The organism is Rhodococcus sp. H-CA8f (genome assembly GCF_002501585.1).
Lineage (GTDB): Bacteria > Actinomycetota > Actinomycetes > Mycobacteriales > Mycobacteriaceae > Rhodococcus_F > Rhodococcus_F erythropolis.
In genome coordinates, this window is sequence record NZ_CP023720.1 from 2875771 (window position 1) to 2887391 (window position 11621).

Annotated in this window: 10 protein-coding genes; 5 read left to right on the forward strand and 5 right to left on the reverse strand. The window is 62.1% G+C overall.

Going from position 1 to position 11621, the window contains the following annotated elements; translation table 11 throughout:
- Positions 1–846 carry a class I SAM-dependent methyltransferase gene (locus CPI83_RS13455; RefSeq protein ID WP_097388185.1) on the reverse strand — a complete coding sequence of 282 codons (846 nt, stop codon included), beginning with the start codon at positions 844–846 and terminating at the stop codon, positions 1–3.
- 338 nt (positions 847–1184) lie between these two features.
- Between CPI83_RS13455 and rpsA the strand changes: the two genes are divergently transcribed.
- Positions 1185–2672 (forward strand): 30S ribosomal protein S1, encoded by a 1488-nt coding sequence (gene rpsA, locus CPI83_RS13460; RefSeq protein WP_019748632.1) that lies wholly within the window; start codon positions 1185–1187, stop codon positions 2670–2672.
- 174 nt (positions 2673–2846) lie between these two features.
- Here rpsA and CPI83_RS13465 read toward each other — a convergent pair whose 3' ends face one another.
- On the reverse strand, positions 2847–3062 hold the full coding sequence (locus tag CPI83_RS13465; RefSeq protein WP_003944056.1) for a hypothetical protein: 216 nt from the start codon (positions 3060–3062) through the stop codon (positions 2847–2849).
- 159 nt (positions 3063–3221) lie between these two features.
- Here CPI83_RS13465 and coaE point away from each other — a divergent pair, with 159 nt between their 5' ends.
- The gene (gene coaE / locus CPI83_RS13470; RefSeq protein ID WP_097387338.1) at positions 3222–4436 is read left to right on the forward strand and encodes a dephospho-CoA kinase; all 1215 of its coding nucleotides are present in this window, start codon (positions 3222–3224) and stop codon (positions 4434–4436) included.
- A gap of 4 nt (positions 4437–4440) precedes the next feature.
- Here the strand turns inward: coaE and CPI83_RS13475 are convergent, their stop codons facing one another.
- Positions 4441–4959, reverse strand: coding sequence for a DUF402 domain-containing protein (locus tag CPI83_RS13475; protein ID WP_019748630.1), 519 nt, complete (start codon positions 4957–4959; stop codon positions 4441–4443).
- An 86-nt stretch (positions 4960–5045) separates the two neighbouring features.
- Between CPI83_RS13475 and uvrB the strand changes: the two genes are divergently transcribed.
- The 3 genes from uvrB (at position 5046) to CPI83_RS13490 (ending at position 8770) form a co-directional block, all read left to right on the forward strand.
- Entirely contained in the window at positions 5046–7208 is a 2163-nt protein-coding gene (uvrB, locus tag CPI83_RS13480; protein ID WP_019748629.1) for an excinuclease ABC subunit UvrB, read from the forward strand.
- A gap of 45 nt (positions 7209–7253) precedes the next feature.
- Positions 7254–8129 (forward strand): hypothetical protein, encoded by an 876-nt coding sequence (locus tag CPI83_RS13485; protein ID WP_029538185.1) that lies wholly within the window; start codon positions 7254–7256, stop codon positions 8127–8129.
- A 188-nt stretch (positions 8130–8317) separates the two neighbouring features.
- Positions 8318–8770, forward strand: a complete 453-nt coding sequence (locus CPI83_RS13490) for a universal stress protein (protein ID WP_019748627.1) — start codon at positions 8318–8320, stop codon at positions 8768–8770.
- A 1-nt stretch (position 8771) separates the two neighbouring features.
- On the opposite strand, the gene CPI83_RS13495 is transcribed toward CPI83_RS13490, so the two are convergent.
- Both CPI83_RS13495 and CPI83_RS13500 read right to left on the reverse strand, forming a co-directional pair.
- The gene (locus CPI83_RS13495; RefSeq protein WP_084325639.1) at positions 8772–9233 is read right to left on the reverse strand and encodes a DUF732 domain-containing protein; all 462 of its coding nucleotides are present in this window, start codon (positions 9231–9233) and stop codon (positions 8772–8774) included.
- Positions 9234–9316: 83 nt separating this feature from the next.
- Positions 9317–11599 carry an ATP-binding domain-containing protein gene (locus tag CPI83_RS13500; protein ID WP_097387339.1) on the reverse strand — a complete coding sequence of 761 codons (2283 nt, stop codon included), beginning with the start codon at positions 11597–11599 and terminating at the stop codon, positions 9317–9319.
- Between the last annotated feature and the right edge of the window lie 22 nt (positions 11600–11621).

Sequence of the window (11621 nt, forward strand, 5' to 3'; positions counted from 1 at the left end):
TCAGGGTTTGACGGCGCTGAAAATTGCAGTGCCCGGAAAGAGTTGGCCGCGCAGGGGACTCCACTGTCCCCATTCGCGGTCCAACCACTCCGGCCATTCGGGCTCGATGATGTCGCGCACGTGAAGTCCGGCCGCGACGATCTCACGAACCCGGTCGCCGATGGTGCGGTGATGCTCGACGTAGGTGGGGACTCCGTTGTCATCGACCTCGACATACGGGGTGCGGTCGAAGTAGGGGAGGGTCGCGGTCAAGCCCTTCGGCCCGGGATCGTCGGGGAAGATCCATCGGATCGGATGGTTGACGGCAAAGACCCACGATCCGCCGGGACGCAGAACCCGGGCGACTTCGTTCATCACTCGCTGCGAATCGGCAACGAACGGGACGGCGCCGAACGCAGAACAGACGATGTCGAAACTCTCGTCGGCAAACGGCAGGAGTTCCGCACTTGCCTGAATCAACGGGACTGCCGGTCCGCCGGCATTCATCGCGTCCTGCCCGCGGGCGAGCATCCCCATCGAGATGTCGAGACCGACGGCCCGAGCACCGTGTCCGGCGAGCCATCGGGCACACGGTGCCGAGCCGCAACCCACTTCCAATATGTCTTTGTCGACTATGTCGCCGAGTAAGTGGTGATCGCCCTCGTGCAGCCCTTCGGGGCACCAGACGAATTCACCTTCCGCGCTGTTCACGCCCAGAAACTCGCCGTGGGTTCGGTGGTAATCGTCGGCGTCGGCGTCCCACCACGCACGGCTGGCACGGTCGCTGGCATTGGAATCGACACGGACCCGGCCGACACCGCTGGTGCCGAGAATGGAATTGGCGGCGGCATGGCGCTCGTCAGACATGAACAACACAGTAGAACGCGCGATGCGGGCGCAGGGTACCCGGGTTTGCCCGGCAAGATAGCCGACGCGTAGTCTTACTCACGCGAGTGTCTGTCATCCGACCGATTGTCTATACGGGATTTTTACCAAGGTCTCGGAATCAGTTGGAGCGAGGGAGCTCGCGGTGCGCTTCCGTGGTGTGGAATGTGATCCGGTATTCGGTTGTTCGTTATTGATGCAGCTGGGTACTTCGATCTAGTACTTCACAAAAGTACTTCCAACATTTGTACGCCACAGTTGCGCATCTCGTCCGACAAAATCCATCAACCGACCACAACTCGTCCGGAGCAATTCAACATATGCCCTCCACAACCGTCACCTCGCCGCAGGTTGCCATTAACGACATTGGCTCCGCCGAGGACTTCCTCGCCGCCATCGATGCCACGATCAAGTACTTCAACGATGGTGACATCGTCGAAGGAACCATCGTCAAGGTCGACCGCGACGAGGTTCTGCTCGACATCGGTTACAAGACCGAAGGTGTCATCCCTTCTCGTGAGCTCTCCATCAAGCACGACGTCGACCCCAACGAGGTCGTCTCCGTGGGAGATGCGGTCGAGGCTCTCGTCCTCACCAAGGAGGACAAAGAAGGTCGACTGATCCTGTCGAAGAAGCGCGCTCAGTACGAGCGTGCCTGGGGCACCATCGAGGAGCTCAAGGAGAAGGACGAGGCCGTCAAGGGCACCGTCATCGAGGTCGTCAAGGGCGGCCTCATCCTTGACATCGGTCTTCGTGGCTTCCTCCCCGCTTCGCTCGTCGAAATGCGTCGCGTCCGCGACCTCCAGCCGTACGTCGGCAAGGAGATCGAGGCCAAGATCATCGAGCTCGACAAGAACCGCAACAACGTCGTCCTGTCGCGCCGCGCATGGCTCGAGCAGACTCAGTCCGAGGTTCGCAGCGAATTCCTGCACCAGCTCCAGAAGGGCCAGGTCCGCAAGGGCGTCGTGTCCTCCATCGTCAACTTCGGTGCATTCGTGGACCTGGGCGGCGTAGACGGTCTGGTTCACGTTTCCGAGCTGTCTTGGAAGCACATCGATCACCCGTCCGAGGTTGTCGAGGTCGGCACCGAGGTCACCGTCGAGGTTCTCGACGTCGACCTGGACCGCGAGCGCGTCTCCCTGTCGCTCAAGGCAACGCAGGAAGATCCGTGGCGTCAGTTCGCCCGCACGCACGCCATCGGCCAGATCGTGCCCGGCAAGGTCACGAAGCTGGTTCCGTTCGGTGCATTCGTGCGCGTCGAAGAGGGAATCGAAGGCCTCGTTCACATCTCGGAGCTCGCTGAGCGCCACGTCGAGGTTCCGGACCAGGTTGTCGGCGTCGGCGACGATGCACTCGTCAAGGTCATCGACATCGACCTCGAGCGTCGTCGTATCTCGCTGTCGCTGAAGCAGGCCAACGAGGATTACAACGCCGAGTTCGATCCGTCCAAGTACGGCATGGCCGACTCGTACGACGAGCAGGGCAACTACATCTTCCCCGAGGGCTTCGATCCCGAGACCAACGAATGGCTCGAGGGCTTCGACAAGCAGCGCGAAGAGTGGGAGAACCGCTACGCCGAGGCTGAGCGTCGCCACAAGATGCACACCACTCAGATGGAGAAGACCGCTGCAGACGAGGCCGCTGAGGCTGCCACCGCTGCTGCCGGCTACTCCTCGGAGACGGCTGCTGCAGACGATGCTGAGGCTCCGGCTGCTGCCGGCTCCGCTCCGGCAGAGTCCGCTGGCGGATCGCTTGCCAGCGATGCGCAGCTCGCCGCACTTCGCGAGAAGCTGTCGGGCAACGCATAAGGATTACCGCTTGATCTGATCAAGCGAGATCTTTGAAGAACCCCGCCCCTGCACTTGCAGGGGCGGGGTTCTTTTCTCGGTCAGGTACCACTGGCGCGCGAAGAACTCAGTGAGTGAACACAGAAATGACCGGCACCGTAGGGTTGCCGGTCATTTTGTACTTCGTGAAAAAACTCAGTTTGCGGGAGCAGGCACCCAGTAGGTGGCGGTCGCTTCGGCTGTGCGCTTACGCATCGATGCGAAGCTGTGTCGGCCTTGGCTCACGAGCATCGTGAACCACGTACGACGGTGCTCTGCCAGGGCAAAAGCAACTTCGGGAAACTCTATGCAGTGCACGCCGTTCGGCATTCCGAGGCGGTGCTGACCGTGATGGTCGCGATCTGCTCGCATGGCGTCCACTTTCTCGAGAAGGTGCAGGTACAGGTGCGTTCGCTAGAACATAACCGCACGGTCACCGAAATTGTGGTATTTGAGCCTCGAACGCCTCGGCGTGTTCGATCGGTAGGCGTGTCTCAATCTCTCGGGCGCGGAGATGAGAGACTGTCGAGTGTGTTGAGAGTAGGCCTCACTGGAGGCATCGGAGCCGGTAAGTCGACAGTGTCGAAAATCCTCAGCGAACTGGGAGCCGTCATCGTCGACGCCGACCTGATCGCCCGAGAAGTGGTCGAGCCCGGTACTCCTGGCCTGGCCGCTCTGGTCGATGCATTCGGCGACGGGATTCTGTCCGAGGACGGCAGCCTCAACCGCCCCGCGCTGGCCTCGTTGGCGTTTGCCGACGACACGTCACGCGGAACTCTCAATGGCATCCTCCATCCACTTATCGGTGCGCGGACGATGGAGCAGATCTCGTCTGCGCCGTCGGATGCAGTGCTCGTTCAAGACATTCCGCTGTTGGTCGAGGGTTCGATGGCGCCGGCGTTCAACCTGGTCGTCATCGTCTACGTCGACGAGGAGGAACGAGTTCGACGCTTGGTGGGCTCACGCGGTATGCCGGAATCCGACGCTCGTGCGCGCATCGCAGCGCAGGCACATGACGATCAGCGTCGTGCGGTTGCCGACGTGTGGCTCGACAACAGCGGAGAGCCGGGTTCACTCGACGACGTGGTCCGCGACCTGTGGGCGAATCGCCTTGTACCTTTCGAGAAGAACCTCCGCGAGCGCACGGTAGTACGTGTACTGCCGGAGCTGGCTCCAGCTGACCCGTCGTGGCCGGCACAGGCCGAACGGATCATCGGCCGGTTGTCGCTGGCGTCCGGCGACCGCGCGCGCCGTATCGATCACATCGGATCGACCGCGGTGCCTGGTCTCGATGCCAAGGACGTGATCGACATTCAGATCACTGTCGAGCACCTCGGCGTTGCCGACGACCTCGCGGAAGATCTGGCCGCTGCCGGGTTCCCCCGGATCGAGCACATCGTCGCCGACGACCCGAAACCGTCGTACCTCGGTGGTGAAACCGATCCGGCGGTGTGGGCAAAGCGGATTCACGGCAGTGCCGATCCAGGGCGCCGCGCGAATATTCACATTCGGGTGGACGGTTGGCCCGGTCAGCAGTTCGCGATCCTCTTCCGCGACTGGCTTCGCGCCGATGCGTCGGCGCGTGCCGAGTATGCCGAACTCAAGGTCAAGGCAGCCGAGAGTGCCGCAGGCATCGACGACTACGCCGCTGCGATCGACGCCTACCTGGGCGTCAAGACGCCGTGGTTCGACACCGCTTTCCACCGGGCGTGGGAGTGGGCCGAGAAATCAGGCTGGTCCCTCTAACCGCTCAGCGCCACGTGACCGGCATGCCCACCGAGGTGAGCCAGGCGTCGAGATCGTGACCGTGGGCGGCGATGCCGTCGATAGCGCGGGCGGCGTTCAGCATCGCGCGCTCTGACGTCTTCGGGTCGAGAATCCCGGCGGTGTTCGCCTCGAGCAATTCGTCGACGTCGAGCAATTCGATGCTGCGTCCGGTCTGCACGATCAGGTCGAGGTAGTGGTCCTCGGAGGTCCAGACATGTTCGCCGCGGATGAAGTCGCCGATGTCGACATAGAAATCCCAGTCGCGGACATGCTCTGGTGTGAAGTGGAAAATCGATGCTCGAATTCCGAGTTCGGGAATGATCCAGGACTCCAGGTAGTGAAACCGGGGATGGTCGGCGTGGCGCGCCATGTACAGCCCCCACGGTTCTTCGCGGTAGTGCTCGACCGGGCGAACGAAACCCTTGGGATCGACGTTGGTGCGAGCTGCGATGTCGAAGGTTTCGACCTTCGGCCGGTGAATGTGGGGACGTTCCTCGCTCATGGTCGAAGAACCTACCGCCGAACTGCATTTTCGGCTGAACGCGGACGAGCAGGCATTGTGTCGGTGGGTGCGCCTACCCTGGTTTCATGGCGTTTGCTTCCGAACATCCCGTGGTCGCGCATTCCGAGTTTCGGCCGGTTGGTGACATCGAGCGCTCAGACGCGCGCTTCGAGGTCGTCAGCCCGTACGAACCGGCAGGCGATCAGCCGGCAGCTATCGCCGAGCTTGAAAAACGGATCAATGAGGGAGAGAAGGACGTTGTCCTCCTCGGTGCGACCGGTACCGGTAAGTCCGCGACAACAGCGTGGTTGATCGAAAAGCTGCAGCGCCCGGCTTTGGTGATGGCTCCGAACAAGACCTTGGCGGCTCAGCTCGCGAACGAGCTTCGGGAAATGCTTCCCAACAACGCGGTCGAGTACTTCGTCTCGTACTACGACTACTACCAACCCGAGGCGTACATCGCCCAGACGGACACTTACATCGAGAAGGATTCGTCGGTCAATGACGACGTCGAGCGGCTTCGCCACTCGGCAACGTCCAGCCTTCTGTCACGACGGGATGTGGTCGTGGTGGCCTCGGTGTCGTGCATCTACGGCCTCGGTACACCGCAGTCGTATCTCGATCGCTCGATTCAGCTCGACGTCGGTGTCGAGGTACCGCGCGATGCGTTCCTCCGTCTGCTCGTCGACGTTCAGTACAACCGCAACGACATGGCGTTCACGCGAGGTTCGTTCCGCGTGCGCGGCGACACGGTCGAGATCATTCCTTCCTACGAAGAGCTGGCGGTCCGCATCGAATTCTTCGGTGACGAGATCGAGGCGCTGTACTACCTACATCCACTGACCGGGGACATCGTTCGCCAGGTCGACACGGTTCGCATCTTCCCGGCGACGCACTACGTCGCCGGTCCTGAACGCATGGAGCGTGCAGCCAAGGACATCGAGGCGGAACTGGAAGAGCGGCTCGCGGAACTCGAGGGCAAGGGCAAGCTTCTCGAAGCTCAGCGTCTGCGCATGCGAACGCAGTACGACCTAGAGATGATCAAGCAGGTCGGATTCTGCTCCGGCATCGAGAACTACTCGCGCCACATCGACGGCCGTGGCCCCGGAACTGCCCCCGCAACTTTGATCGACTATTTCCCCGAAGATTTCCTACTGGTCATCGACGAGTCACATGTGACCGTTCCGCAGATCGGCGCCATGTACGAGGGTGATATGTCGCGCAAGCGCAACCTGGTCGAATTCGGATTCCGGCTACCGTCGGCAACCGATAACCGCCCTCTGACTTGGGAAGAATTCAGTAAGCGGATCGGTCAGACCGTCTACCTGTCGGCGACGCCCGGTAAGTACGAGTTGGGTCAGTCCGGCGGTGAGTTCGTCGAGCAGGTGATTCGCCCGACCGGATTGATCGATCCCGAGGTCATCGTCAAACCCACCAAGGGGCAGATCGACGATCTCGTTCACGAGATCCGCGAGCGTGCCGAACGTGACGAGCGTGTGCTGGTCACGACGTTGACCAAGAAGATGTCGGAAGACCTGACCGACTACCTTCTCGAACTCGGAATTCGCGTCCGGTATCTGCACTCGGATATCGATACACTCCGGCGAGTCGAGCTGCTCCGGCAGCTCCGCCTGGGTGAGTACGACGTGTTGGTCGGCATCAACCTCCTGCGTGAGGGACTCGACCTCCCCGAGGTGTCGCTGGTCGCGATCCTCGATGCCGACAAGGAAGGCTTCCTCCGTAGCTCCACCAGCCTCATTCAGACGATCGGTCGAGCGGCTCGAAATGTGTCCGGTCAAGTGCACATGTATGCGGACAAGATCACCGCATCCATGGCGCAGGCCATCGAGGAAACCGAGCGGCGGCGCGAGAAGCAGGTCGCCTACAACGAGAAGATGGGCGTCGACCCACAACCTCTACGCAAGAAGATCGCGGACATTCTCGATCAGGTGTACGAGGAGGCAGAGGACACTGCGGCGTCCGTGGACGTCGGTGGTTCGGGCCGCAATGCGACGCGTGGTCGGCGTGCGCAGGGTGAGGCCGGTCGTGCGGTCAGTGCCGGTGTGTACGAGGGGCGCGACACCAAATCGATGCCTCGGGCCGAATTGGCAGATCTGGTGAAGGAACTCACCGATCAGATGATGAACGCTGCACGCGATCTTCAGTTCGAGTTGGCTGGGCGATTGCGAGACGAAATCTCGGATTTGAAGAAGGAGCTCCGAGGGATGGACGCCGCGGGTCTCAAGTAGGTCGCCTCGCGTGGGTTCGTGCTCTCGACCGCTACGGTTTCAGGTATGGATGCACAGACTGCAGGCAAGACCGCGCGGACGCTCGAACTTCTCCACTCGTTGGCGTACTTCGTCCCGGAGACGGAGAAGGAGCTTGTCGGCGTCGGGTTGGAGCCCGGCCGAATGGTGTACTTCGCAGGGCGATCAGCACCGCTCGGCGCTCCACCGGCGACTGTCGTCACGGCCACCTTCTTCAACTTCAATCCCGAACTGATCGCCAGCGTCATCCCACGTGCCTGGGAATTGGCAAGGCCCACAGAGGTTGTCGCCGCGCGGTATCGGGCAATCGACGCGGCGTACGTCCGCCTGTTCGGTGCGGACGTGACAGGATCGGCAGACATGGCCGAGGCCGCCGAACTCGTGTCGATCGCGGCTCAGAACATCCCCGGAGTGGACGGCCGCCCCCTGTACGCGGGTTGGGCGTCGCTCGACTGGCCGACCGAACCGCACCTGCGTTTCTGGCACGCGCTGACACTGCTGCGTGAGTATCGCGGCGACGGCCACATTGCGGCTCTTCAGACCGCGGGATTGAACGGCCTGGACGCGTTGATCACGCACACCGCGACGGGAATCGGGTTTCAGCGTAAGTTCGCGCAGACTCGCCGCGGATGGTCGCAGGAACAGTGGGACGAGGCCGTCGAGAGTTTGAAGGACCGCGAACTGCTGGATCGTTCGTCCGGTGCACTGACCGAGGACGGGCAGGAACTGCGTGACGTCGTCGAAGACCTGACTGACGACCTCGCTTTGGCTCCGTGGGATGCGCTGGGTGAGGAGGGTGCCAAGCGGTTGCTGGAATTGGCGACGCCGTGGCGTACCGCCCTGGTCGAGCAGGAAGTTTTTCCGGCGGCGCTGTTCGGGCCCCGCTTCGGCAAACTTCGCTGAGTGGTCACCGCCGCACAAATGTGTCTGTGACGAAGAATCACATTCATTGTGGGCTTGTGGCGTGTACTGCAAATAACACTATCCGCGGCACAATCCCGCTAATGTCAGCGCAGCGGTTGTCGAGCGGGCGCAACAGCGTTGCGCCCGGTGCCGGCCGTACCGTCCGTCCCGTAACCATGGAGGAATGAATGAGTGCCTACCGGACCGTTGTCGTAGGAACCGATGGCTCCGAGTCGTCACTGAAGGCAGTCGACAGAGCTGCCGCCATTGCCAGTGGCTCGGACGCTCAGCTCGTCATCGCGTGTGCGTACTACCCGGCTGATCCCAAGGACGTGAGCGCTGCCGCTGATGCGTTGGGTAACGAGGCCTACCAGGTCACCGGTTCCGCTCCGACCTACGAGATCCTTCGCACCGCTCGTGAGCGCGCACACGCCCAGGGTGCAAAGGATGTTGTCGAGCGCGCTATCGTCGGCGCTCCCGTCGAATCGCTTCTCGCTTTGCTCGACGAGGTCAAGGGTGACTTGCTGGTCGTCGGAAATCGCGGATTGAACACACTGACCGGGCGTCTGCTCGGATCGGTGCCTTCCGATGCGGCGCGCAAGGCGACATCCGATGTCCTGATCGTGCACACCGTTCGCTGACCTATCGGCAGTAGTCGGCCTCGGCCGCATCGACGAACACTTCAGCCAGCTGATCGGCGCTGGGGGGCGTTGTCGATGCGGCCGAGTCGTTTCCCGTGGTGACCATCGGTTCGCTCGCGCCGTTCAGCGATACCGTCCGCAGATTCGCGATGATCATCTCTCGATCCGTGCCGGCCGCGAGTTGCTGGCAGACGCCGTCACCGAGCGCCTGCAACATGTCGTCGGAAAAGGCGGGCTTGACCCCCGTAGACGCGAGCGCCGCCCGCAACCGTTCGGCATCGTCTACCGGTTTTTCGGTCGGTGCGGCAGCAACGGCAGCGATGTCGTCGCTTCCTGCAGCAGCCGTTGAACTCGAATCATCCTCTGAACAACCGGCTGTCACCGCTGCAAGCATCCCGACACCGATCACCACGCGAGCGATCTTGCGGATGGGTGCGGCGGAACTTGCGGGCAGGCCAAGCACGAGGGGTCATTCCTTCAGTCGTCGACACAAATTGGGGTGACACCACGATTCGTGGTGTCACGCACGAACCTACTCCGTGAGGCTCACGAATCGAAGGCCAACTCTGCTGCCGCGACGCCGTCGAGAACCGCGGGGAGCGACTCGACGTGAATGATGCCGAGCCTCTGGGTAGCGCGGGTCAACGCGACGTAGAGGTCGTTCATTCCGCGTGGTGACTCGTCGAGAATGTCGGCAGGTTCGACGATCACCACAGTGTCGAACTCGAGTCCCTTGACGTCCTTGACCGACAGGACACTTACGGTCTCACTCGCAATGCCCGCCAGATCGGCAACGACCTCGGAACCGGCGATCACTGCGGTGATACCGGGATGCGACTCGGACTCGATGCAACGGCGCACGGTCGATTCCAATTCTTCGGCCGTGGTCTTGAGTGCCCACGGCGCGAATCCGCTGTCGCGTACCGACCGGGGCACGGATTGCTCCGGGTCGATCTCTTCGAGCACACGGTGCGCGACATCCATGATCTCCGAGGGAGTTCGGTAGTTGACGGTCAGTTCGGTGAGCTTCCAGCGCTTGGCGACGTAAGGCTCGAGAATCTTCTGCCAGGACGAGGTTCCCGCGGGATCACCGGTCTGAGCTGTATCGCCGACCAACGTCATCCAGCGATTCGGTATGCGCCGCATCAGCATTCGCCACGCCATTTCGGAGAGCTCTTGGGCTTCGTCGACGATCACGTGACCGTAGGTCCAGGTTCGGTCGCCGGCAGCGCGTTCTGCCGTGGTCTGGCGCTGGCCCTGATCGTGGCGCTGGGCGAGTTGGCTGGCGTCGATCAAGTCGTACGCCATCAAGATCTCGGGGTCCATCTCGTCTTCGAGATCCTGTGGTGCAGAGCCGGTGAGGATGTCGAGGGCGCCCTGGGCGTCGGCGATCTGCGCGCGCCATTCACGTTGTGCGCGTTCGCGTTCGGCGGCATCGTCGACTCCGAGGATCTCGGCCAGTTCATCGAGGAGGGGAGCGTCTGCCGCACTGAAACCCGGTCCGACGCTCTGCAGAAGCTCGTCGCGTTGGGCGTCGTCGAGTTGCGGCGCTGCCTTGGCCAACCTCGCCGGAGAGGTCCACAGTTCCGCGAGGATTTGCTGCGGCGACAATTCAGGCCACAGCTTTCCGATGGCGGACATGATGTCCGCGTCCTCACGCATCTCGTCGCGAATGTCGGCGATGTCGTCGCGACTGAGGAGTGAGCCGCCGTCGATGAGGTTGCCGCCGATGAGTTCGGCCATCTGCAGTGCCAACGCCTCGATGACTGCTGCCACGAAGATCGGGCGCGCCAGGTTGTGTGGGCGACGCGACGACCGAGCACGTCCGCGAGCCTTCGTGACAGTCTTGCGATCCAGCTTCAAGTCGTACGTGTCGAATCGAAGGGTGATCGGCTTCGACGGGACTTCCTGCCGATCCCGGACGGCGTTCTTGAGTACGTCGAGGATCGCGAGGGAACCCTTGATCTCACCGGCGGCGAGGGAATCCGTACGAGTCGCACGCACTCCGGGGTACAGGTCCCCGATCGTCGAGAGCAGAACTCCGGTCTCACCGAGTGAAGGAAGGACCTGGCTGATGTAGTCGAGGAACGTCGCGTTCGGCCCGATGATGAGAACACCGGCTTTGGCCAGTTGCTGGCGGTAGGTGTAGAGCAGGAACGCGGCACGGTGAAGGGCGACTGCGGTTTTGCCGGTACCCGGACCGCCCTGGACCACCAGAACGCTTTTGTGCTCGGAGCGGATGATGGCATCCTGCTCACTCTGAATGGTCTCGACGATGTCGTTCATCTGACCCGTACGCGCTGCGTTCAGAGCGTCCAGGAGTGCGCTCTCACCGGCGACGCCACCGGCTTCGGTCACCACGCCGGCGGCTCGGGCAGCGTCGAGGTCCAGGTATTCGTCGTTGATTCCGGTGACTGTTCGGCTCCGACTGCGGATATGGCGTCGTCGCTTGACGCCCTCAGGTGCCGCGGGCGTCGCCAGATAGAACGGGCGTGCCATCGGAGCTCGCCAGTCGAGCAGTAGCGTTTCGTAGTCGTTGTCGGTGTCCAGAATTCCGAGTCGGCCGACGTAGCGTCGCTCGTCGTCGAAGTCGATGCGTCCGAAACACATTCCGTTCTCGGCTGCGTCGTACTTGGCGAGATCCTCGGTGTACATGGCATTGAAGGATTCGCGTTCACTGCGTGCTTGCGGGGTTCCGCCGGTCTCGAGGAGGACCGTGCTCAAGCGAGTTTGGGCATACTTTCGAAGATCGTCGAGACGGGAGTACAACATCGTCACGTACTGCTGCTCGAGCTCTTGCTCGTTCAGTGACGGGTCCGCGTCGGGCAAAGGATCTCCTAGGCTTGATGAG

Excerpts from the sequence above, each read along its gene's own strand:
- CPI83_RS13455 (WP_097388185.1), bottom strand. The coding sequence starts at position 846 with ATGTCTGACGAGCGCCATGCCGCCGCCAATTCCATTCTCGGCACCAGC.
- rpsA (WP_019748632.1), top strand. The coding sequence starts at position 1,185 with ATGCCCTCCACAACCGTCACCTCGCCGCAGGTTGCCATTAACGACATT.
- CPI83_RS13465 (WP_003944056.1), bottom strand. The coding sequence starts at position 3,062 with ATGCGAGCAGATCGCGACCATCACGGTCAGCACCGCCTCGGAATGCCG.
- CPI83_RS13475 (WP_019748630.1), bottom strand. The coding sequence starts at position 4,959 with ATGAGCGAGGAACGTCCCCACATTCACCGGCCGAAGGTCGAAACCTTC.
- uvrB (WP_019748629.1), top strand. The coding sequence starts at position 5,046 with ATGGCGTTTGCTTCCGAACATCCCGTGGTCGCGCATTCCGAGTTTCGG.
- CPI83_RS13485 (WP_029538185.1), top strand. The coding sequence starts at position 7,254 with ATGGATGCACAGACTGCAGGCAAGACCGCGCGGACGCTCGAACTTCTC.
- CPI83_RS13490 (WP_019748627.1), top strand. The coding sequence starts at position 8,318 with ATGAGTGCCTACCGGACCGTTGTCGTAGGAACCGATGGCTCCGAGTCG.